17 protein-coding genes and 3 tRNA genes are annotated in these 22920 nt (G+C 54.9%); 8 read left to right on the forward strand and 12 right to left on the reverse strand.

Annotated elements, in window-relative coordinates:
- Nucleotides 1-2: 2 nt before the first annotated feature.
- Nucleotides 3-2429 carry a ribonuclease R gene (gene rnr / locus SR894_RS13275; RefSeq protein ID WP_133730181.1) on the reverse strand — a complete coding sequence of 809 codons (2427 nt, stop codon included), beginning with the start codon at nucleotides 2427-2429 and terminating at the stop codon, nucleotides 3-5.
- Nucleotides 2430-2678: 249 nt separating this feature from the next.
- Here rnr and SR894_RS13280 point away from each other — a divergent pair.
- The 3 genes from SR894_RS13280 to SR894_RS13290 all read left to right on the forward strand — a co-directional run bounded on the left by SR894_RS13280 (nucleotide 2679) and on the right by SR894_RS13290 (nucleotide 3043).
- A tRNA-Leu gene (locus SR894_RS13280) sits at nucleotides 2679-2765 on the forward strand.
- A gap of 59 nt (nucleotides 2766-2824) precedes the next feature.
- Nucleotides 2825-2911, forward strand: a tRNA-Leu gene (locus tag SR894_RS13285).
- A 45-nt stretch (nucleotides 2912-2956) separates the two neighbouring features.
- Nucleotides 2957-3043: transfer RNA gene (locus SR894_RS13290), tRNA-Leu, on the forward strand.
- Between the two features lie 84 nt (nucleotides 3044-3127).
- On the opposite strand, the gene SR894_RS13295 is transcribed toward SR894_RS13290, so the two are convergent.
- Both SR894_RS13295 and SR894_RS13300 read right to left on the reverse strand, forming a co-directional pair.
- The gene (locus SR894_RS13295) at nucleotides 3128-3988 is read right to left on the reverse strand and encodes a DNA/RNA non-specific endonuclease (RefSeq protein WP_133730236.1); all 861 of its coding nucleotides are present in this window, start codon (nucleotides 3986-3988) and stop codon (nucleotides 3128-3130) included.
- A 95-nt stretch (nucleotides 3989-4083) separates the two neighbouring features.
- Nucleotides 4084-4359 carry an Lrp/AsnC family transcriptional regulator gene (locus SR894_RS13300; RefSeq protein ID WP_008958975.1) on the reverse strand — a complete coding sequence of 92 codons (276 nt, stop codon included), beginning with the start codon at nucleotides 4357-4359 and terminating at the stop codon, nucleotides 4084-4086.
- Nucleotides 4360-4679: 320 nt separating this feature from the next.
- Here SR894_RS13300 and SR894_RS13305 point away from each other — a divergent pair, with 320 nt between their 5' ends.
- A complete protein-coding gene (locus tag SR894_RS13305) occupies nucleotides 4680-4994 on the forward strand; it encodes a high-potential iron-sulfur protein (protein ID WP_133730180.1) in 315 nt (104 codons plus the stop codon).
- 79 nt (nucleotides 4995-5073) lie between these two features.
- Here the strand turns inward: SR894_RS13305 and SR894_RS13310 are convergent, their stop codons facing one another.
- The 5 genes from SR894_RS13310 to SR894_RS13330 all read right to left on the reverse strand — a co-directional run bounded on the left by SR894_RS13310 (nucleotide 5074) and on the right by SR894_RS13330 (nucleotide 14125).
- A complete protein-coding gene (locus SR894_RS13310) occupies nucleotides 5074-6642 on the reverse strand; it encodes a SpoVR family protein (protein ID WP_133730179.1) in 1569 nt (522 codons plus the stop codon).
- A 44-nt stretch (nucleotides 6643-6686) separates the two neighbouring features.
- Nucleotides 6687-7973, reverse strand: a complete 1287-nt coding sequence (locus tag SR894_RS13315; RefSeq protein WP_133730178.1) for a YeaH/YhbH family protein — start codon at nucleotides 7971-7973, stop codon at nucleotides 6687-6689.
- A 37-nt stretch (nucleotides 7974-8010) separates the two neighbouring features.
- The gene (locus tag SR894_RS13320; RefSeq protein WP_088699075.1) at nucleotides 8011-9933 is read right to left on the reverse strand and encodes a PrkA family serine protein kinase; all 1923 of its coding nucleotides are present in this window, start codon (nucleotides 9931-9933) and stop codon (nucleotides 8011-8013) included.
- 294 nt (nucleotides 9934-10227) lie between these two features.
- Nucleotides 10228-11274 carry a threonine aldolase family protein gene (locus tag SR894_RS13325; RefSeq protein WP_133730177.1) on the reverse strand — a complete coding sequence of 349 codons (1047 nt, stop codon included), beginning with the start codon at nucleotides 11272-11274 and terminating at the stop codon, nucleotides 10228-10230.
- An 829-nt stretch (nucleotides 11275-12103) separates the two neighbouring features.
- On the reverse strand, nucleotides 12104-14125 hold the full coding sequence (locus SR894_RS13330; RefSeq protein ID WP_133730176.1) for an NADPH-dependent 2,4-dienoyl-CoA reductase: 2022 nt from the start codon (nucleotides 14123-14125) through the stop codon (nucleotides 12104-12106).
- Between the two features lie 190 nt (nucleotides 14126-14315).
- Between SR894_RS13330 and SR894_RS13335 the strand changes: the two genes are divergently transcribed.
- Together SR894_RS13335 and SR894_RS13340 are read left to right on the forward strand one after the other, a co-directional pair.
- Nucleotides 14316-15230: a DMT family transporter gene (locus tag SR894_RS13335; RefSeq protein WP_133730175.1), complete on the forward strand. Its 915-nt coding sequence runs from the start codon at nucleotides 14316-14318 to the stop codon at nucleotides 15228-15230.
- A 42-nt stretch (nucleotides 15231-15272) separates the two neighbouring features.
- Nucleotides 15273-16841: a bifunctional GNAT family N-acetyltransferase/carbon-nitrogen hydrolase family protein gene (locus tag SR894_RS13340; protein ID WP_133730174.1), complete on the forward strand. Its 1569-nt coding sequence runs from the start codon at nucleotides 15273-15275 to the stop codon at nucleotides 16839-16841.
- Between the two features lie 152 nt (nucleotides 16842-16993).
- Here SR894_RS13340 and SR894_RS13345 read toward each other — a convergent pair whose 3' ends face one another.
- The 4 genes from SR894_RS13345 to SR894_RS13360 all read right to left on the reverse strand — a co-directional run bounded on the left by SR894_RS13345 (nucleotide 16994) and on the right by SR894_RS13360 (nucleotide 20572).
- Complete coding sequence (locus tag SR894_RS13345; RefSeq protein WP_022522712.1) at nucleotides 16994-17293, reverse strand: MGMT family protein; 300 nt, start codon at nucleotides 17291-17293, stop codon at nucleotides 16994-16996.
- Between the two features lie 54 nt (nucleotides 17294-17347).
- Nucleotides 17348-17956 (reverse strand): FMN-dependent NADH-azoreductase, encoded by a 609-nt coding sequence (locus SR894_RS13350; protein WP_133730173.1) that lies wholly within the window; start codon nucleotides 17954-17956, stop codon nucleotides 17348-17350.
- A 199-nt stretch (nucleotides 17957-18155) separates the two neighbouring features.
- Entirely contained in the window at nucleotides 18156-19604 is a 1449-nt protein-coding gene (locus SR894_RS13355; protein WP_133730172.1) for an alanine/glycine:cation symporter family protein, read from the reverse strand.
- A 101-nt stretch (nucleotides 19605-19705) separates the two neighbouring features.
- Complete coding sequence (locus tag SR894_RS13360; RefSeq protein ID WP_133730171.1) at nucleotides 19706-20572, reverse strand: LysR substrate-binding domain-containing protein; 867 nt, start codon at nucleotides 20570-20572, stop codon at nucleotides 19706-19708.
- Nucleotides 20573-20710: 138 nt separating this feature from the next.
- On the opposite strand from SR894_RS13360, the gene SR894_RS13365 reads away from it, so the two are divergent.
- Together SR894_RS13365 and SR894_RS13370 are read left to right on the forward strand one after the other, a co-directional pair.
- Nucleotides 20711-21892 (forward strand): TauD/TfdA family dioxygenase, encoded by a 1182-nt coding sequence (locus tag SR894_RS13365; protein WP_244286474.1) that lies wholly within the window; start codon nucleotides 20711-20713, stop codon nucleotides 21890-21892.
- Between the two features lie 64 nt (nucleotides 21893-21956).
- On the forward strand, nucleotides 21957-22895 hold the full coding sequence (locus SR894_RS13370; protein ID WP_133730170.1) for an ABC transporter substrate-binding protein: 939 nt from the start codon (nucleotides 21957-21959) through the stop codon (nucleotides 22893-22895).
- The last annotated feature ends 25 nt before the right edge of the window (nucleotides 22896-22920 follow it).

A 22920-nucleotide genomic window follows, 5' to 3' on the forward strand; every position in this document is an offset into this window, starting at 1 on the left:
ACTCAGCCCTTATTCGGTGATGGTTTGCGTGGGCCGTTGCGCGTACGGCGTGGGCCGCGACGTGTAGCGGGCTTCTCGCCATTGGACTTCTTATCCCCAGCGGCTTTGCCACTCTCACCTTTAACACCAGCGCCTTTAGCACCCTCTTCCCCACCGCGGCTCTTACGCGGCTGGCGGCGTGGGCGCGGCTTTTCATCACCCAGCCCAAAGTCAATCTTACGATCGTCCATATCGACACGCGCCACTTGGACGGTAAGACCATCGCCCAAGCGGTAGGTCGTGCCGGTACGCTCACCTTTCAAGCGGTGCTTCTCAGCTTCGTAGTGGTAATAGTCCGAAGGCAGCGACGTTACGTGAACCAAGCCTTCCACGTAGAACTCATCAAGACGCACAAACAGACCAAACTGAGTGACGGAGGCGATGGTACCTTCGAACGTCTCGCCGAGCTTGTCGGACATAAACTCGCACTTCAGCCAGCTCTCTACATCACGAGTGGCTTCGTCGGCACGGCGTTCAGTCATCGAGCAGTGCTCACCCAGCTCAAGCATCTGCTCAAAGGTATACGGACACCACTTGCTGGGCGGCTCAACCGGCGCGCCTTCTACGCGCAGCACCGTGTTGGTTTGGCGCGGACCTCGGATCACCGAACGAATAGCGCGGTGCACCAGCAGGTCGGGATAGCGTCGAATCGGCGAGGTAAAGTGGGCGTAGGCTTGGTAGGCCAAGCCAAAATGGCCTTCATTTTGCGGTGAGTAGACCGCCTGATTCATCGAGCGCAGCATGACCGTCTGAATGATATCGAAGTCAGGGCGGTCGGCAATCGTTTCACGCAGTGCTTGATAGTCCTGCGGAGTGGGCATATCACCGCCGCCGACAGCAAGGCCTAACTCGTTCAAGAACAGGCGCAGCTTATCAAGCCGTTCCGGGGTCGGTCGCTCGTGGATACGGTAAAGCGCCGGCAAATCATGCTTATCCAGGAAGCGCGCAGTCGCCACGTTGGCCGCCAGCATGCACTCTTCAATTAGCTTGTGAGCATTGTTACGGCTACGCGGAACGATTTTTTCGATTTTTCGCTCATCGTTAAAGATGATGGCCGTTTCAGTGGTATCAAAATCGATCGCCCCACGCTCGGCACGCGCTTCGCGCAACAAGTAGTAAAGCTCTTCCAGATTTTTCAGCGGCTTAACTAGCTCGCTATGCTCTGCCCTTAGCGCCTCACCCTCTTCGCTCTTCTCGTCGAGAATCGCGGCCACCTTGTTATAGGTCAGACGAGCGTGGGAATTCATGACGGCTTCGTAGAAGCGGTAGCGGCTAATCGCACCGGTTTGCGAAATATTCATTTCGCACACCAGTACTAAGCGATCCACGTGGGGATTCAAGGAACAGAGCCCGTTGGACAGCAGCTCCGGCAGCATGGGAACCACTTGACCAGGGAAGTAGACCGAGTTGCCACGGGTGCGGCCTTCATCGTCCAACGGCGTGCCTGGGCGGACATAGTGGGAAACATCTGCAATGGCGACGAGCAGCTTCCAACTACCGGATTTGGTTTTCCAGGCACACACCGCATCATCGAAGTCCTTGGCAGACTCGTCATCGATAGTAACCAGCGGTACGTCGCGCAGGTCTACGCGGTGCTGCTTATCCTCTTCCAACACCTCCGCTGAAATGCCAGCAATCTGATCAAGCACTTCAGGCGGAAACTCTGCAGGAATATCGTAACTGCGAATCGCAATATCAATTTCCATACCGGGATCCATACGCTCGCCCAGCACTTCGATCACTTCACCCACTGGCTGTACACGGGTGGCCGGCTGCTGAACGATTTTGGCCGAGATCACCTGGCCATCTTTAGCGCCACCGCAGGCGCTATGAGGAATAATCACTTCCTGAGTAATACGCGGATTCTCCGGTATCAAAATGCCAAACTCAGGCGTATTACTCCGGTAAACGCCGACGATGGTTTGCGTGTTGCGTGCAATCACATCGGCAATGGTCGCCTCATCACGACCGCGGCGATCACGTCCGCTAATGCGCGCCAGCACGTGGTCTCCGTGAAAGACACGGCGCATTTGGCGCGGGGGCAATACCAGGTCTGGCTTTTTGCCGTCATCGCGGAGTAAAAAGCCAAAGCCGTCTCGATGACCAAGGACTTTTCCTTTGATTAAATCGAGTTTGTCGATCAGCGCATAGGCGCCACGACGGTCACGCAGCACCTGGCCGTCGCGCTCCATCGCCGCCAAGCGGCGCCTGACGGCTTCTATAAGTTCTTCGTCTTCCAGCCCCAGCATGCGGCTCATATTTTCGTGAGTGATCGGCTTGCCATAGCTTTCTAAGGCTGCAAGCAAATACTCCCTGCTTGGCGCCGGGTTGCCATATTTATGCGCCTCGCGCTCGGCGTGCGGATCATCACTTAACGTCCAATACTTCATGCGATCAACATCCTTGATGGCGTCATTTGCGAGAGGCATAAAAAAGGCGCAAACGCGTTGCGTTGCGGGCTGGATATTTCAACGCTTGATAGGTTGAAATGAATAGGGTTTTGTTTAGTCATAGGCGCAGTATAGCGCTGCACGTTCAATCACCCAACCGTCTTAGACGTAGTTTATACGATTTGCGTTATAAAAAGCGCATAAGGGGTCTTGCATTTAACCATGACCCCGGTATTATACGCGCCACTTGCCCAGATGGCGGAATTGGTAGACGCGCTAGCTTCAGGTGCTAGTGTCCGTATGGACGTGGAGGTTCAAGTCCTCTTCTGGGCACCAAACTGCTTTTATGCTATCTATTGGTATAAGCAGTAAGGTGTTAGGCAAGGTTTGTGTTCGCCCAGGTGGCGGAATTGGTAGACGCGCTAGCTTCAGGTGCTAGTGTCTGTATGGACGTGGAGGTTCAAGTCCTCTCCTGGGCACCATACGAACACAAACGGTAAGTAGTTAATCCAAGCGTTAGATGATGCGCCCAGGTGGCGGAATTGGTAGACGCGCTAGCTTCAGGTGCTAGTGTCCGTATGGACGTGGAGGTTCAAGTCCTCTCCTGGGCACCATGACTTACATGGGCCAGTCCGCATCATTACTCTCCCTATTAAATGCTTGTTCGTCCCCCCTTTTTTTTCGAAGCATTTCCCGGATTATTGGAACCTGCCCGGACGTCGTGCCACTTCTTCAAGTGCCCACCCCTGTATACGCAACTCTCCTTCCAATACAGACTCTACTTCCGTTGCTAAGTCTGGGAAGAAGTTAAGCCCTGTGCGTGCCTCAATCTCATCGATGGTCACCAAATAGTCATCCAGCGGCTCATTGCCCCGAACGTCTTGTGGCATGATGAACGCTAACGCTAATGGTGCCTCGTTGTGCGGCGCCACTATGATCTTGTAAAAAGCCGAAGGCACTTCGACCAGTCCCACCCGGTTGAACACGTTATCCATAAAGTGTTCTGGGTAAATGGGGCCGGTAATCACCTGCAACCGGTCAAAGCGTGGCGCAAAGTGATCCATCACCGCTTCTTCTAACCGCTGCCAGAGCTGTCGGTTCAGATTGGGCCGTTGCGGAGTCATATTGCTCATTAGGAAGGTATCGACCTGAGCGCTGCGCCCATGCACCGCTGCAATGGCGTAGTTTGGTGCTAAATGCCCCCGGTCGTAGCCGCTACCGGCATAGCTGTCTGTGCCAACTGGCCATAGCGTGCGCCAATCGGCTTGAAAATTTGGCCGCGGGCCAATACTCGAGTCTTCCACTGCTTCAACCTGATAGCTTACCCACAGCGGATTGACCCGTACATCAGACCATCCCACCAAGTAGCCGTCATTGCGCAGCACTCTGTGCATCGTAGTGGGGCGAAACTCCTCCCAAGTAGGCACCCCCATCCAGGTGTAGGCATCTTTATGCTGGCGCTCCTGAAACTCCCACAGCCCTGTGCCTACCACAACAAACAGCACGGCGATGCCTAGGCGTCGACCTTGACGACGCCAGCTCGAAAGCGATATTCCCAACACTCTTACTCCCTGGCTAGCGCTTACGAGCGCTTATCATTTTATGTCACGCTTAAACGACTATAACTACAATAATGGCGGCAAACCTGTTCCGATCACCAGCCTAATGAAAACATCGTTTCTAGATCGTGGCGGGAGTGAACCTGCATGGCATTCAGGGTTTCTGTATCGCTAATACCTTCCACGGCGTTCAAGCGCTCAGTCACCAATTCGGCCAAGCTTTCAAAATCACGGGTGCGGGCAATTGCCACCAAGTCGTAGCGGCCACAGGTGGAGTACACCTCGCTAATGCCCTCTACATCGGCCAAGCGCTCGGCCACTGCCTTAACCTGGCCTTTATCGGTATTGATTAAAATGACTGCGTTTTGCATGGCGCGCCCCTTAAGAGAAAATGGTCATAAAAGTAGTATCAAAGCTGGGCAGAGTATAGCAGCGACGAGGAAGCGAGCGCAGCACCCGGCCACAGCGTGACCAATTGTCGCTATTCAAGCTGCACTATTCGCACAACCCTTATACATCCGCTAGCATGTAGTTGAAGTATAGGAATGAAAAAATATAGCTGGTTGGAAAATATAGCTGATTAACAGATGCAGCTGAGAGCTCCGGCTAATAAGATGATGCGGAGCACAAAGAGGTGGATAACCACCCGATAACGTGACCAAACGTCAGACCGTGACGATAAGGAGAAATCATGGCTAATAAGAGCCGTCGTGACTTTATGCGCAACAGCATGTTGGGCCTTGCAGCCCTTCCACTGGGAGCTGGCATTCTTTCTAAAACTGCTTTCGCCCAAGAGCTGCCGCGCCTTGATCCTTCCGCAAGCAACGCCCAAGCGCTTAACTATGTAGAAGATGCCAGTGAAGCCAGCGATCACCCCGCTTATGAAGAGGGCGAACGCTGCGATAACTGCATGTTCTTTAATGCAGATACTGAGGGTTGCCAGCTATTTCCAGAGAATAGCGTAGCACCCTCTGGCTGGTGCCAATCCTGGACTGCTCAGGCTTAAGCATTTAAAACCTGATAGTGTATAACCACCCCTACCCCGCCATTTGAGCGGGGTAGTTTTGTTTTAAGCACACTCGCACCTAAGAAGCTGGGCTTTCATCCTCTACCGGCCAATGAAAACGCCGCGTTACCCGCCCCTCTTCCAAAGAGACAAGATGAACAGGGAAGCCCCATAGCTGCTGAAGATGGCGAATCACCGGGTAAACACTGCGGCCTAGCGGGCGGCGGCTATCCTGGACGTGATGAAGTGTTAGCGAGCGATCCCCACGAATGGCCGCTTCGACCACTTGAATATTGGGTTCGCGGACAGAGAGCGCGTACTGGGTCGCAAGCGCTTCGCGAACCTGGCGGTAGCCCTGTTCATTATGAATTGCTGCGACTTCAAGCGTCTCCACCTGATCGTCATCCACCACCAAAAACAGCTTATGGTCGCGCATTACTTTCGGCGATAAAAACTGCTGGATAAACGACTCATCCTTGAAGTTGCGCATCGCAAACTCCAGCGTTTCCCGCCATGGCGTGCCTGCAATATCAGGGAACCACTCGCGATCCTCATCGGTGGGTGCTTCGCAGATCCGTTTAATATCCATAAAGATTGCAAAGCCAAGGGCATAGGGGTTAATCCCACTGAAGTGAGGATGATCAAACGCTGGCTGGTTAATGACCGCCGCATGAGACTGGAGAAACTCCAGCATTAATCCCTCATCGACATTGCCATCATCGTAGAGCCGGTTCATCAGCGTGTAGTGCCAAAAGCACGCCCAGCCTTCATTCATTACCTGGGTCTGCCGTTGAGGATAAAAATACTGCGCCAATTTGCGCACAATCCGCACGATTTCACGCTGCCAGGGCGCCAGCAGCGGGGCATTTTTTTCAATAAAGTAGAGCAGGTTCTCTTGAGGTTCAGGAGGATAGTGACCGCCGCTGTGCAAGCCTAGCGGGTCATCGTCAGCATGCAGGCTCCCCGCTGCCAGCGGCGAATCGCTGATAGGTGACTCAGGAATGGTACGCCAGAGCATATTCACCTGGGTTTGCAGGTAGCTTTCACGCTCCTCCTGGCGCTTCGCTTCCTCTTCGGCTGAGATCGGCGAGGGACGCTTATAACGGTCGACCCCGTAGTTTTGCAGCGCATGGCAAGCATCCAGCAATTGTTCAACGGCCTGCACGCCGTGGCGTTCTTCACACTTGGCGATATATTTACGCGCAAACACCAGATAATCAACGATTGAAGAGGCGTCGGTCCAGGTGCGGAACAGGTAGTTACCCTTAAAAAAGGAGTTGTGGCCATAGCAGGCGTGGGCCATCACCAGCACCTGCATCATCAGCGTATTCTCCTCCATTAAATAAGCGATGCAGGGGTCGGAATTGATCACCAGTTCATAGGCCAACCCCATCTGGCCGCGCTTGTACGCCTGCTCCACGGCCAGAAACTGCTTGCCGAACGACCAGTGATGATAGCCCACCGGCATGCCTACACTGGCGTAAGCATCCATCATCTGTTCGGTAGTGATGACTTCTATCTGGTTGGGATAGGTATCCAGCCGATACTCATCAGCAAGCCTGGCCAGCTCCGCATCAAAACGCTCCAGTACACTGAAGTTCCAATCAGAGCCGGTGGCAATCGGCTTACGCTTGCGGGTCGCACTCATAGCCCACTCCTCTACACGCGGTCACTAACCTGTATACAAGGTCACTAGGACTGGCTTAAGCGGCGCTTAAACAGTTCACGAAAGACCGGATAAATATCGCCCGCCTCCACGATTTGGCGCATGGCAAAGCGTTCGGGGAACTCTTTCACCACACTTTCGTACTCATGCCACAGTGACTGATGGTCATGGGGTGTGATCTCAACGTAGGCGTAATATTGAAGCTGCGGCATTAACTGTTTGACCAGTAAGTCGCGGCAAATATTCGAGTCATCGTCCCAGTTATCACCATCGGAAGCCTGGGCCACATACAGGTTCCATTGGCCAACGGGATAGCGCTTTTCGATGATTTTATTCACCAGGTTCAGCGCACTGGAAACAATCGTACCGCCGGTTTCCCGCGAGTAGAAAAACTCCTCCTCGCTAACTTCCCGAGCAGCCGTATGGTGGCGTACAAAAACCAACTCGACTTTCTCGTAGTGCTTCTCCAAGAACAGATACAGCAGCAGGAAAAACCGCTTGGCAATGTCTTTGTGGTTTTGGGTCATCGAGCCGGAGACATCCATGACGCAAAACATAACCGCTTGATTGGAGGGCTGCGGCTGTGCGCTTAGCTGGTGGTAGCGCAAGTCGTAGGTGTCAATAAAGGGTACGCCCGCGATGCGCTTCTCCAGGCGCTCAATTTCGGCTTTAAGCTCGGCAATACGAGTGGGGTTACGCAGCACTGTGTCCTTGCGCTCTTCGGCCTCCAGGGCCTCAGTCGCCTCTTTTAACGCCCGCTTAATCGGCGCACGCATAGCGATGCGCCGAGCATAGGCTTCACGCATCGAGCGGGTAATGCTAATCCGCGACGGCACACCGTCCCGGGAGAGTCCCGCCCGCACCATTTTGACCTCTTCAAGCGATTTCAACGGTTTGCGCTGCAAATGGGGCAGTTCTAAGCCGTCAAACACAAACTCCAAAAACTCTTCGCGGCTCAGCGTAAAAGCGAACTCATCGACGCCTTCACCCTGATTAGAGGCGCCGCCCTCGCCTGCGCCACTACCGCCCCCCTGCCCACTGGGGCGGCGGATTTTATCACCCGCGACAAACTCTTTATTGCCGGGTGAAACGATATTACGCGCCCCACCCGGGCCGTGCTGGAAGACCGGCTCGGAGATATCCTTTGCCGGAATCGAGACTTTCTCACCGCGCTCCATATCAGTAATCGAGCGGCGGTTAACGGCCTCTTCAACCGAGCGCTTGATATGCTTACGGTAGCGCTCCAAAAAGCGCTGCCGGTTCACCGCGCTTTTATGTTTCGCGTTCGGCCTTCGATCAATAAAGTAGGTCATACGACCTCCTTAAACGCCCATCTTAAGCACGCCATCCTTACTGGGACTTGCGCACGCGCAGATACCACTCGGATAGCAACCGCACCTGTTTCTCGGTGTAGCCACGATCGACCATCCGCGCCACAAAGTCTTCGTGCTTTTTCTGATCCGAGCGGGAAGCCTTGGCATTGAACGAAATAACCGGCAACAGCTCTTCGGTATTGGCGAACATTTTGTGCTCGATAACGCCTTTGAGCTTTTCATAGGACTGCCAGCTCGGGTTCATACCGTTGTTTTGTGCCCGCGCCCGCAGCACAAAATTGACCACCTCGTGGCGGAAGTCTTTGGGATTCGAGATACCCGCGGGTTTTTCGATTTTCTCCAGCTCCTCGTTGAGCGCCTGGCGGTCTAGCAACTCGCCGGTCTCATGATCACGATACTCCTGATCCTGAATCCAGAAGTCTGCGTAGGTTACATAGCGGTCGAAGATATTCTGGCCATACTCGCTATAGGATTCGAGGTAAGCGGTCTGAATCTCCTTACCAATAAAGTCCACGTAGCGAGGCGCCATATACTCCTTGATAAAGCCCAGGTAGCGCTCAAACACTTCCGATGGCAGCTGTTCACGCTCCAACGCCTGTTCCAGTACATAAAGTAAATGAACCGGGTTAGCGGCCACCTCGGTGCTGTCAAAGTTAAATACCTTGGAGAGAATCTTGAACGCAAAACGGGTGGAGAGGCCCTGCATACCCTCGTCAACGCCTGCGGCATCGCGGTACTCCTGTATCGACTTGGCGCGAGGATCGGTGTCTTTCAGGTTTTCACCGTCGTAGACGCGCATTTTCGAGTAAATATTGGAGTTTTCCGGCGCTTTTAGCCGCGACAGTACCGAGAACTGGGCCAGCATGCGCAGCGTGTCCGGTGCGCAGGGCGCGGCGTTAAGCGAAGAGTCTTCGAGCAGTTTTTGATAGATCTTGATCTCTTCGGTAACCCGCAGGCAGTAAGGCACCTTGACGATATAGACCCGATCGAGGAACGCTTCATTATTGCGGTTATTGCGAAACGCCTGCCACTCCGACTCGTTGGAGTGGGCCAGGATCACGCCATCAAAGGGTATCGCCCCCATGCCTTCGGTGGGGTTGTAGTTGCCCTCTTGCGTCGCGGTAAGCAGTGGATGCAGCACCTTAATTGGCGCTTTGAACATCTCCACAAACTCCATCAGTCCCTGGTTAGCACGGCATAAACCACCGGAGAAGCTGTAGGCATCCGGATCATCCTGTGAGTAAAGCTCCAATTGGCGGATATCGACTTTACCCACCAGCGACGAGATATCCTGGTTGTTCTCGTCACCCGGCTCGGTTTTGGAAATAGCGATCTGGTTAAGCCGTGATGGGTACAAACGCACTACCCGAAACTGGGAGATATCGCCGCCGTACTCTTTCAGCCGCTTCGCCGCCCAGGGCGACATGACGCTACGCAAATAACGCTGTGGAATACCGTACTCTTTTTCGAGTAGTTCGCCGTCCTCTTCGGGCGAGAACAAGCCAAGCGGCGACTCGTAGACCGGCGAGTCTTTAATGGCATAGAACGGAATCCGCTCCATCAGCAGCTTAAGACGCTCTGCCAGCGACGACTTACCACCACCCACAGGGCCAAGCAGATAGAGAATCTGTTTGCGCTCTTCAAGCCCTTGGGCCGCATGGCGGAAGTAGGAGACGATTTGCTCAATGGCCTCCTCCATGCCGTGAAACTCGGCAAAGGCTGGATAGCGACGAATCACTTTATTGGAAAAAATACGTGATAGACGCGGGTCTTTCGCCGTGTCGATCACTTCAGGCTCGCCTATGGCTTCCAGCATGCGCTCGGCGGCGCTGGCATAAACCTTCGGATCACGGCGACAAAGCGCCAAGTACTCCTCAAGGCTCATGTCCTCTTGCTGAACGCGGGAAAAACGGTCTTGAACGTGATCAAAGATGCTCATGGAACTCTCCTGTGGCCCATCCCCAGGCAGTCACCGCCAAGCCAAGTGTTTCGCAACGGCGTGCCAAACGAGGTGTCGCTTTTTTAGCGTAGTCAGCATTAGCAAAAAGTGATGACTAAAACCTTCAACGCTGCAGCGATATAGATAAGAGAATTATTCAGACGAATAGTTGCGTTAGTCCAGGCATCACCAATAAACGCAAAGCACTAAAACAGCGACGCCGCTGCATATAGGCAGCGGCGTCACTGGGCTGAAGGCACCAAACAGCGGCAAAAAAGAGAGTAACTGACGGCTTTAACGCTCAAGTACCGCGCGAATATCGGCCAATAGACCGTCTAGCAATTCAACGGTGGTGTTCCAGGCACATACAAAACGCGCGCCACCTGCGCCAATAAAGGTATAGAAGGTCCAGCCTTTAGCTTTCAACGCTTCAATCGCGTGGGGCGGTAATTCAACGAACACGCTGTTGGCTTGGGTAGGGAACATGAGCGATACGCCGGGTAGCGCTTGCAGCCCTTCCGACAGGTAGCGCGCCATCTCGTTGGCATGCTGTGCGTTGGTTAGCCAGGCACCGCTTTCTAGTAGCCCTAACCACGGTGCTGAGACAAAGCGCATCTTGGAAGCCAACTGCCCTGCCTGCTTGCAGCGGTAGGAAAAATCCTCAGCTAACTCACGGTTAAAAAACAGAATCGCTTCGCCAAACGCTAAGCCGTTTTTGGTACCCGAAAAACACAGCGCATCCACTCCCACCTGCCAGGTAATTTCTGCCGGAGTGGCATTTAGGCTGGCGCAAGCGTTGGCAAAGCGGGCGCCGTCCATGTGCAGGCGCAAGTCATGTTTATCAGCAATGGCGCGAATCGCCATGAGCTCTTCCCGGGAGTAAAGCGTGCCTACTTCAGTGGCTTGCGTGAGCGATACCACTTTAGGTTTCGGGTAGTGAATATCGCTGCGTTTGGTGACCAGCGCCTCAATGCCTTCCGGCGTTAGCTTGCCATTGGCCCCAGGAGAGGTCAGCAGCTTCGCTCCGTTAGAGAAGAACTCCGGACCGCCGCACTCGTCGGTTTCGATATGCGCCAGCTCGTGGCAAATAACGCTGTGGTAGCTGCGTCCCATTGCAGAGAGTGCCAGGGAGTTGGCGGCGGTGCCGTTGAAAACGAAGAAGACATCGCAGTCGTAGTCAAACATCTCGCGAAAGCGATCCGCGGCGCGTGCTGTCCAGAGATCATTACCGTAAGCCAAATCATCGCAACGATTGGATTCTAGCAGATATTCCATCGCCTCCGGGCAAATACCTGAGGTGTTATCACTGGCTAAAAAACGCGGGCTACACTCCGAGGTCATGACGACAGTCCTTTTATCTGGCGATCGAACAGCGCGAGCTGGGTGCCACTCGCGCCTTTAATATCTAGCTATTCTTAATAGCTAGATTAGTCATTTAGTCTATCGCCATTTATGGGCTAACGTCACCCGCCAAGGCAATCGCACGTAGAAAGCGTCTCGTTCAAGACCGCTTTCTGGTAACGGCGATAGGGTAATGCGAGGGCCTTCCGCCATGTGTGGCGGTCTTGCAGCCCTGTGGAAGCCCTTGTGGGAGGGCGATTTATCGTTGGTTCGACACGTCGACGAAGGGTGCTGCAAGCACCCCTTAGTTTCATCATGCTGGTAGCCTGAATATTCGCGAGCTAAAGCTCCCTCCCACAAGTGGCTATCAGCACTAGTGCAGGGTTCAGGTATAGCACCATTGTGGGAGGGCGATTTATAGTTGGTTCGACACGTCGACGAAGGGTGCTGCAAGCACCCCTTAGTTTCATCATGCTGGTAGCCTGAACATTCGCGAGCTAGAGCTCCCTCCCACAAGTGGCTCTCAGCACTAGTGCAGGGTTCAGGTATAGCACCATTGTGGGAGGGCGATTTATCGTTGGTTCGACACGTCGACGAAAGGTGCTGCAAGCTCCCCTGTGTCTCATCATGCTGGTAGCCTGAACATTCGCGAGCTAAAGCTCCCTCCCACAAGGGCTATAAGCCTGCTGAGATAGAGATGCTTGCAGCACCTTTCGCCAGCTATTGATAATGCACGATTGTCCTGCGTCACCTGCGCTTTTAAGCACTTACTTATTTAAGTATTTGCCTATTTAATGACTTGATTCTCAACCTGCCCTTGTGCTCTTTTTTACAAACTCGCCGCCAGACGAGTGCCCTGCTCAATTGCGCGCTTGGCATCCAGCTCGCTGGCTTCATCCGCGCCGCCGATGATATGTACCGCCGCCCGCGAACGCTCCAGCGGCGCCAGCAGATCACGCACTGACTCTTGCCCGGCGCACACCACCAAGCTATCCACGGCAAGTACTTGGTCAACGCCATCGCGGCGAATATGCAGCCCCTCGTCGTCGATTTTGAGGTATTCGCAGCCGGTGAGGGTTTCCACCCCCCGCTGCTTAAGCGATGCGCGGTGAACCCAACCGGTGGTTTTCCCCAGGTACTTGCCGGGCTTGGAGGTTTTACGCTGGAGCATGACAATCTCACGGGGAACCACGGGCGCCGTCGGCGCTTTTAAACCGCCCCGCTCGCCGACTGCTAAATCAACGCCCCACTCGTCGCACCATTCAGCAATGTCCAACGCTGGATGGCCTTGGTGTGCCAGCAGTTCGGAGACATCAAAACCAATACCTCCCGCGCCAATCACCGCTACTTTACGCCCAACACGCTCAGGGGATTCGATCGCTTCGGCGTAGCTCAGCACTTTGCTGTGGTCGTGACCTGGAAGATTGAGTTCCCGGGGCTTAACGCCGGTGGCCATGACCACCTCATCGAAATCGGCGAGGGTTTCTGCGCTTGCCGTAGTATTTAGACGTACTTCTACCGCATATTTCTCCAGCATCACCCGGTAGTAGCGCAGGGTTTCGTTAAACTCCTCTTTGCCAGGAATCTTACGCGCGTAGTTAAACTGCCCGCCCAGCTCACTGCGCTGTTCGAACAGCACCACGCTATGGCCGCGGCTAGCGGCTGTTACAGCCGTTGCCAGCCCCGCCGGGCCGCCGCCCACCACGGCTACCCGTTTGGGCGTTTGTGTCGGCTCAATAGTCAGTTCGGTTTCATGGCAAGCGCGAGGGTTAACCAGGCAAGACGTCAGCTTGCCAGCAAAAGTGTGATCCAGGCAGGCCTGATTACAGGCGATGCAGGTATTGATCTCTTCCGCCAGGCCCTCTTCGGCTTTGCGTACCCAGGCGGGATCCGCCAGGAAAGGCCGCGCCATGGAAACCATATCTGCATGGCCCGCCGCCAGTACACGCTCGGCCACATCAGGCATATTGATGCGGTTGGTGGTAATCAACGGAATTGACAGCGCCGACTTGATCCGCCGAGTCACCTCGGTAAAGGCGGCCCGGGGCACGCTGGTGACAATGGTGGGCACCCGGGCTTCGTGCCAACCAATACCGGTATTGATCACATTTGCCCCGGCGGCTTCGACCGCCTGGCCCAACGTGACGACCTCTTCCCAGGTGCTGCCCTCTTCGACCAAATCAATCATCGAAAGGCGGAAGATAATCACGAACCGTTCGCCCACCGCTTCGCGAACACGGCGCACAATTTCGACCGCAAAGCGCATACGGTTTTCAAACGCCCCACCCCACTCATCGTCACGCTGGTTGGTACGCTGGCAGATAAACTGATTGATCAGGTAACCTTCTGATCCCATGATCTCAACGCCATCGTAACCCGCTTGTTGAGCTAAACTTGCGCAGCGAACGTAGTCAGCAATTTGTTGCTCAACCTCATCACTAGCGAGTGCTTTAGGCATAAAGGGATTGATCGGCGCCTGAATAGCCGAAGGTGCCACAAGATCCGGCGAGTAGGCGTAACGCCCGGCGTGAAGAATCTGCATGCACAGATGACCGTCCTCAGCATGCACCGCGTCGACCACCTGGCGGTGTTCTGGCAACTGCGCCTCATCAACGAGCGCGTGGGCGCCCTGGAATACGGCGCCTTCCGCATTGGGGGCAATACCGCCGGTGACGATCAGGCTAACCCCTTCCCGCGCCCGCTCGGCATAAAATGCCGCTAAGCGCTCAAAACCATTGGGCGCCTCTTCCAAGTTGGTATGCATTGAGCCCATCAATACGCGGTTGGGCAGCGTTAAATGACCAATGGTCAGTGGGCGAAACAGATTTGGGTACGCGGGCGTTTGGCTCATCACGGGTCTCCTTAATTTTATTAGAAGCATTATAAAACAAATTCAAACAAGCGTATGACATCCAGAGCATCACGTATAGCCCCTAGATACTGGGTCTCTCGATGTTTGGTTTCTAGATACTGGGGCCAACCGCTTGCCCAGAACGCGAATCCGCGGCACATTACCCGGCTAACGATAAGGAACCGTTGCTATGCCCTTGATGTATTTTTTGCCACCGCTCGCCACCGTGCTTATCTGGTCGGGCAATATGACCATTAATCAGCTTAGCGTAGGCGCCATCGCGCCAAGCAGTATCGCTTTTCTACGTTGGCTGCTTGCCCTTGCGGTGATGACCCCGTTTGTGCTCCCAGCAGCGTTACGCCATCGCGACGAAATCCGCCGTCAGTGGCCTAAGCTGGCACTGCTGGGACTACTCGGCATGGGTCTATGGCAAGGGCTGGCCTATGTGGCGGCAGAAACGACGACCGCTACCAACATGGGCATTCTCGCCGCCATGGTGCCGTTATTAACGGTGCTGCTGAGCGCGCTGATTCTCCGCGAGCCGCCGACCCTCGGCGGCATTGTGGGCGGCGTACTGGCCTTCGTGGGGGTTACCGTTCTACTAGGGCGCGGTAATCCGCTCTCGCTGCTACAGCTACAGGTTGCCCTCGGTGATGCGCTGATGGTGGTAGCCGCTACCTGCTACGCGCTATATGGGGTAATGCTCAAACGCTGGTCAATGAATTTACCCCCCTGGGTGATGCTTTACGCCCAAGTCTGTTTTGCGGTGCTGTTCTTGTTACCGCCTTATTTGATGGGGCCAATGACACCTATCGATGGCCAGAATATCGGTCTGATTGTCTACGCGGGCATTCCTGCTTCGATCATTACCACCTTTTTATGGATGCGCGCGGTGCGTCAGATCGGTGCCAATCAATCGAGTATTTTCATCAACTTAATGCCACTGTTTAGCGCACTGATTGCGATGGCCTTCTTGGGCGAGCAAGTGGCGGGGTTCCACTTTACCGGTGGGCTGCTGATTCTGGCTGGGGTCATTATGGCGCAAACGCTGACACGCCCGTTAACACGCGGTTTAACCTCGGATAAGCCGAGCAGCGCTCGATAATGCTAGAATGGCCGTCGATTTCTAACGCTGGGAAGCCCTGATATGTCCCTGGAAGAACTGCATCTTAATCTGCGCAACCTAATGAGCGATGACTACGATCAGCTCAAGGCATTGATGGACGCTGTCTATCACGATATCGGCGGAGCATGGCCGAAGCGCACCATCGACAAACTAATCCAGGAATTTCCCGACGGCCAAATCGCCATTGAAGACGATGGCCTTCTGGTGGGCGTAGCGCTCACCGTTCAGGTGGATTACGACGAATTCTCCAACCCGCATAAGTACGATGACCTGATCGGCCATCGCGAGATCATCCTCAACGACGAGGATGGTGACGCGATGTACGGGCTGGATGTGCTGATTCACCCGGATTACCGCGGTTATCGCCTGGGCCGCCGCCTTTACGAAGCGCGTAAAGAGCTGTGCCGCTCAATGAACCTGCGGGCGATTCTTGCCGGTGGGCGTATTCCTGAGTACCACCAACACGCCGATGAGCTCACGCCTGCTCAATACATCGATAAAGTCTCGCGCAAAGAGATCTACGATCCGATCCTGTCTTTCCAGCAGGCCAATGACTTTCAGGTAAAGCGGCTACTGCGCAAATACCTCCCGGAAGATGAGCAGTCGCGAGGCTACGCCACCCTGTTGGAGTGGAACAACATTCTGTTTGAGCCCGCTGCCAGCGTGCTCGACAACAAACCGACCCAAGTACGGGTGGGGGCGGTGCAGTGGCAGATGCGTGAGTTTTCATCGGTGGAAGCCGCGCTTCAGCAGATCGAATACTTCGTAGATGCGCTCTCCGACTACCAGAGTGACTTCGCGGTATTCCCGGAACTGTTCAACGCGCCGTTAATGGGCCTCCAAGACCGCGCCGCCCAGCAGGATCAAATGGGCGCGATTCGCTTTTTGGCCGGTTTCACCGAGCGCTTTAAGACTGAACTGTCGCGTATGGCAGTCTCCTACAATATCAATATTGTCGGTGGCTCGATGATTGAAGTAGGTGATGATGACCGACTCTACAACATCGCCTACCTCTTCCATCGCGACGGCACCGTTGAGCGCCAGGCCAAGCTGCATATTACGCCTCAAGAGCGCCGCGACTGGGTGATCGAGGGCGGCGACGAGCTACAGGTGTTCGATACCGACGCTGGCCGCGTGGGCATCCTGATCTGCTATGACGTGGAGTTTCCAGAACTTGGCCGACTGCTTGCCGACCAGGACATGGACATTCTGTTTGTGCCCTTCTGGACCGACACCAAAAACGGTTACCTACGCGTGCGCCATTGCAGTCAAGCGCGGGCGATAGAGAACGAGTGCTACGTGGTGCTCTGCGGCAGCGTCGGCAACCTGCCTTCGATTGAAAACCTGGATATCCAGTACGCCCAATCAGCGGTGTTCTCGCCGTCTGACTTCGCGTTCCCCCACGATGCAGTGCTGGCGGAAACCACGCCCAATACAGAGATGATCTTCTTCTCGGACTTGGATCTCACCCGCCTAACGGTAGTACGTGCCGAAGGTTCGGTGACCAATCTTAAAGACCGCCGCAAGGATCTGTTTGATCTACGCTGGCGCGACTGGTCGTGGAAATCAGGTGCCAATCTGGAGGATTGAGGTGTGAGGTGTGAGGTGTGAGGTGTGAGGTGTGAGGTGTGAGGTGTGAGGTGTAAAACAAACCACCATCACCCATCATAAATTCGCAGCCATATACAACAGCGCCGCCCAATTTGGGCGGCGCCGTTGTTTCTAAAACTGCCTTATGAGGTTCAATCAGGCCAAACGAGGTGTGCTGGAACGCGGCCTTTGGCATCAAACAGCACGCCCTCATCGCGTAATTTGCGGTGTTGACGTTCGGCGCCACCGTGATCGGCAAGTTTCAACGACGATGCGATCACGCGATGCCAAGGCAACTGGTGGCCATCCGGCAGGTGGCGCATCGCCGAACCTACCATGCGTGGGGTGGCGCCTTCGGTCATTGCGGCAATGCGGCCATAAGTCGTCACACGCCCGGGCGGAATTTGATCGACAATGGTGTAGATCTGTTCGAGTAATTCCGGCCGAGCCATGTGATTATCCTTCTATTATTCCTTGAAAGGCCTTGAGAGCGCATCTGAACGTGTTTAAAGCCCCTCAACCAGTTGATCGATCGCTTGGAAAGCTTCTTTGAGAGCAGCTTCGCGCTGTTGGTCACCCATATTCAAGCCTTCAGCATAGACCACGTGGGTATCTTTAATTCCCATCAGCCCCAGCATGGCTTTCAGGTGGGGCGTCTGGCTGTCAAATTCAGTGCCCGCGTACTGACCACCGCGCGCTGCAAGAATAATCGCTCGCTTGCCTTCCACCAACCCTTGCGGGCCGTTTTCGGTATAGCGGAACGTTTCACCGGCACGCAGAACACGGTCAAACCACGCCTTCAGCTGTGAAGGAATGCCCAGGTTGTACATCGGTACCGCAATGACCAGCACATCATTAGCGCGCAGCTCAGCCAACAGTTCGTCCGAGCGCGCGGCTAACGCCTGCTGCTCAGCGGTACGCTCTGCGGCCGCCACCTGCCAAGCCCCCAGTTCACTAATATCCAGGTGAGGGAGCGAGGTTTTCACCACGTCACGCTGGGTAACGTCGATATCGTTGCGGGCATTAGCCTGCGCTAAAAAGCGATTAGCCAACGCATTGGATTGGCCGTTTTCAGCCAGAATAGAAGAGGTTATTACCAGGGCACGGGTCGTCATTGAAAGCTCCAAAGTCGTATAGGGAAGGATTGGAGGCTATTCTACGGCGCTTTCTAATAAGCAAAAGCGCAACGTTTTCCGACTTGTATTCGATTAAATCGAATCATGTGACGGCCAATAAAAAAGCCCCGCGACGCAAAATGCGAGGCGGGGCGCAGCCAGGGGGATAAATGGCTGTAGCTCGTTTACTTAAGCTCGATTACTTCTTGGGCCAGGCCTTGGGGTCAACTTTATTAACCAGCTTGGGGAAAAGGCTGGGATCAAACACAGGCTCTTTACCTGCTTTTAACTGCTTTTCGTAGTCGTGGAAGAGCGAGAAAGCCACCGGTGACAGCATTAAAATAGCGACCAGGTTAATAATCGCCATCATGCCCATAGAGAGGTCGGCGAAGTTCCAAATCGCCCCCAAGCTTGCCACCGAACCGATCATGATCATCGCCAACACCGCTAAGCGGTAAATAAACACGGCAACCGGGGCGCGGCGCCCGGCCAGGTACTCAATGTTGGACTCGCCGTAGGAGTAGTTGGCAATCACCGAGGTAAACGCAAATAACAGAATCGCCACCGCGATAAACATACCGCCCCAATCACCCACATGGCTGGAGAGTGCCATTTGAGTCAACTGAATGCCGTTGTTCTCCTCACCCGACATCAGCTCCGGCCCGGCCATAATGATGATTGCCGCCGTGGCGGTGCAAATCACTAGCGTATCCAGAAACACACCGAGCATCTGAATAAAGCCCTGGGCCGCAGGATGATCTGGCCGCGTAGAGGCCGTAGCCGCGGCATTGGGCGCCGAGCCCATACCCGCTTCATTGGAAAACAGCCCGCGCTGAATACCGTTCATAATCGCCTGGGAAACCGCGTAGCCTACTGCCCCACCGGCCGCCTGCTCAAAGCCAAAAGCACTGCGCACAATGGTCATGATCGCAGCGGGCAAGTCGCTGATATTCAAACCCACGACCACCAGCGCCAGAATTAAGTAGAGCAGCGCCATGAGCGGAACCACCAGCTCAGCCACCTTGGCAATCGACTTTAAACCGCCAAAGATGATCGGCGCCACAACTGCCATCAAAACTAACCCCATGGCCCAGGTGGGAATGGCGAACGCCTGTTCCATGGCCTGGGCGATGGAGTTGGCCTGAACGCTGTTGAACGCCAACCCAAAGGCAATAATCAAACAGATAGAGAACAGCACAGCCAGCCAGCGCAAGCCTAAACCACGCTCAATATAACGCGCAGGGCCACCACGGAAGGTGTTATCGCCGTGGTCGGTTTTATACGCCTGGGCCAAGGTCGACTCCACAAAGCTGGTCGCCATCCCAACCATTGCGGTCATCCACATCCAGAAAATAGCCCCGGGGCCACCAAAATAAATAGCCACCGCGACACCTGCCAGGTTACCGGTGCCGACTCGGGCCGCCAGACTGGTTGAGAGCGCTTGAAACGACGAGATACCGCCGTTTGATTGTCGGGAGCTGCGCAGCAGCTTAAACATATGGCCGAAATAGCGCAGCTGAATACCGCGGGTCAGCACCGTAAAATAAAGACCTGCGCCAATTAGCAGGTAAATCAGCACACTGCCCCAGAGCAGGCCATTGCCGCGATCCACCAGCGATGTCAGCAGCGGAGGAAGGGTAAAATCCATGACAATCACGCCTTTTTAAACAATGAAGGCGCATTATTCTTCACGTATGCACCAAAATGGCAAGAAAATTGGTAAAAAGACTTTAAAACAGCAATAACCTCTTACGCTATTGAATTGCAAAGCCACCGCCACACCGACTCGGCTTCGTCGCTAATGTGGCGTCGGCTAGGGCGAACCAGCCAGAAGCGTTCATCGCTGGGCACACTGAGCTCAAAAGGCGCCACCAAATCGCTACGCTGCTCCATTAAGCGTCGATGAGTTAACGCAACACCACCGCCCTGGCTAGCAAGCGCCAGCGTCATCACCTGATTATCGCAAGTGAGCGACCAGCACTGCGCTTCCAGGTGAGCAACCCCCGCTTCCTGCAGCCACCCCGGCCACCCCACGCCAAACCCAACGGCGTGCAGCAGCGTATGCCCAGCCAAATCGCTCGGCGCGGTTATCGTCTCAGCTAATGCCTGGGAGCAAACAGGCAGCAGTTGCTCTTCGCCAAGCGGCTGCATTTCAACGCCCGTCCACTCCCCTTTGCCATAGCGAATCTCGATATCCGCCCCTTCGGGGCCAAAGTCATCGGGCCAGATAGCACTGACCACACGAATCGACACCTGGGGATGAGCCCGGTGGAAGGCAATTAAACGCGGCGCAAGCCACGACTGCTGAATAACCGGCGTAGCACGCAGCGTCACTGGCTGCTCAGAGGTGCTGCCAAAGACCTCCAGGGTGCCCTCACTAATACGCACAAACGCATCGTGAATGCTCGGCAGCCACGCCTGCCCAGCGGGGGTAAGCGTTAAGCTGCGCGCATGGCGCACAAAGAGCTTCTGCCCCACCCGATCCTCCAGCAGCCTGACGCGCTGGCTAATGGCCGCTTGGGTAACCCCCAGCTCATTGCCTGCGGCGGTAAAGCTTAAGGTGCGCGCCGCAGATTCAAAGGCTTGCAGCCATAACAAGGGCGGTAATTGGCTCATGAAAAAGTGACCTATAAATTAAATGACGTCTTAGGGGTCAGATTAATCGTTTGTCACTGCCGCGGCTACTCCGCATCCTGGTTGGCATAAACGCACACCCTTACGTAATGCCACAGAGGGAGCGAATCGGAGTTTTTAATGAACAGCACAGCAGAGACCACCTTAACGCCCCCCCATACAAATACCCCCGAAATGGGCGAATTAAGTCCTTATCAGGCAGGCCCGGTACTCACTCAAGCGATGCTTGCTTCCAATGGCGTTGCCCTTGAGTGGCAAGATGGCCTGCAAACCACTCTGCCCCTACTCTGGCTGCGCGACCACTGCGCCTGCCAATCCTGCCGCCATCCGCAAACCCGGGAAAGGCTCTATCTGCCGCTTGAGCCAATCACTGAGCCACCCAACGTTGCGCTGCTAGATGGGCACTTACACCTGCAATGGCAAGATGGTCATGTCAGTGCCTTTCATAGCGGCTGGCTTTACCAGCGCCGCCCGGAAGCCGAGCTGACTTCTGCGGTACCCAACGCTAAGCCTTGGGTAGATAACTTCACTCCCGAGCACATCAGTCATAGCGATTTTTTAACTCCTCAAGGCGAGAAAGCCTGGCTAACTGCCATGCTACGCGACGGGCTGGCACTGATTACCGATGGCCCATTGGCAGAAGAGGAAGTGAGCCGCTTGGCTGAACGTATTGGCCCCCTGCGCGCCACCAACTTTGGCGCTCGCTTTGATGTACGTTCAAAACCCAATCCCAACAATGCGGCGTATACCGCGGTAGGGTTGCCACTGCATATCGATCTACCCAACTGGCGCCAACCGCCAGACATTCAGTTGCTCTACTGCCTGCAAAACGGCGCCAGCGGCGGCGAATCGCTGTTTGCCGATGGCGCTCGGGTCGTAGAAGCACTGCGCCAGGTGTCTCCAGAAGCGCTGGCGATTCTTAGCGAAACGCCGATTGATTTTCGCTTTCAGGATGAGACCCACGATATTTCAATGCGAGCCCCAGTAATCACCCTGGATAGCGCTGGCAACCTGGTTGAGATGCGCCTGAATAACTGGATTCGCGATGCCCTTCACCTACCGGTAGAGCAGATGGACGCCTGGTACAGCGCTTATGCACTACTGTGGAAGCTGTTCCACAGCGAAGCACACCAGCTAGAGTTCACCCTTCTTCCAGGTCAGATGGTCGCTTTTGATAACCGCCGGGTACTCCACGGACGGCGCGAGTTCGACCCTAACAGCGGCGCACGCCATTTACAGGGCACCTATTTAGACCGCGACATGCTGGCTTCACGCCTCCGCGTGCTAGCCCGCCACGTTTAGCTGTATTCAATAATAACTGTTTAACAACAACACCTATCAGACAAAACCCTAGCAAGGAGATCCTATGACACACCTTAAACCTCTCGCCTCAGGCATTGCCCTCGCCACTACCGCGCTATTTGCCACGGCGGCTCACGCCGACGATCAAACCCTCGACTTCGGTGTGCCCGCATGGCCCGGCATTACGGTAAAAACGGCCATCGCCGAACAGCTATTAAACCCACTCGGCTACGAAACCAGCACCCAGGAAATCGGCCTGCAGGTGATTTACCAGGGTATTGAAAGCGGCGATATCGACGCCTTCCTAGGCGCTTGGCTGCCTGCCCAGCGTGAGATGTTCAATCCTCGCAAGGAGTCGGGTGTACTGATTGACGTGGCGAATAACGTCGACGGTGCGCAAATGACCCTGGCGGTGCCGGAGTATCTTTATGAGAGCGGCATTCAGAGCTTTGCTGATTTAGACGAAAACCGCGAACAGTTCGAAGGTGAAATCTATGGCTTCGGCGCAGGCTCTGCTGCCAGTGAGATTCTTCACAATGCCATTGACAACGACACCTGGGGGCTAGGTGACTGGCAGGTAGTCGATACCAGTGAAGTGGGCATGCTTTCCGCTGCACGTGATGCCATTTCCCGTGAGGAACCGATTGTCTGGGTAGGCTGGACGCCCCACTGGATGAACCTTGAACTGCCCATGCGCTACCTGGAAGATCCTGAAGACCTGTTCGGTGAGAACAACGGTGAAAGCGATGTGTTGACGCTGCTGCGCAGTGACTACGCTGAAGCCAACCCCAACGTCGTGACCTTCTTTGAGCAGTTTACCTTTTCGGCTGAAGAGCAGAGCTGGATGATTCAGGCGTTTGGCCAGGAAGAGCAAGACCTTGCCGACGTCGCCGAACAGTGGATCAACGACCATCCAGAACGCATTGAAGCAATGTTGGCAGACGTCACCACCACAGATGGCGATCCTGCTTGGCCGGTCATTGAAGCCCAGCTCAACAACTAAGAAACCGCTGATTAACGACGGCGCT

Source organism: Vreelandella neptunia (genome assembly GCF_034479615.1).
GTDB classification, from domain to species: Bacteria; Pseudomonadota; Gammaproteobacteria; order Pseudomonadales; family Halomonadaceae; genus Vreelandella; species Vreelandella neptunia.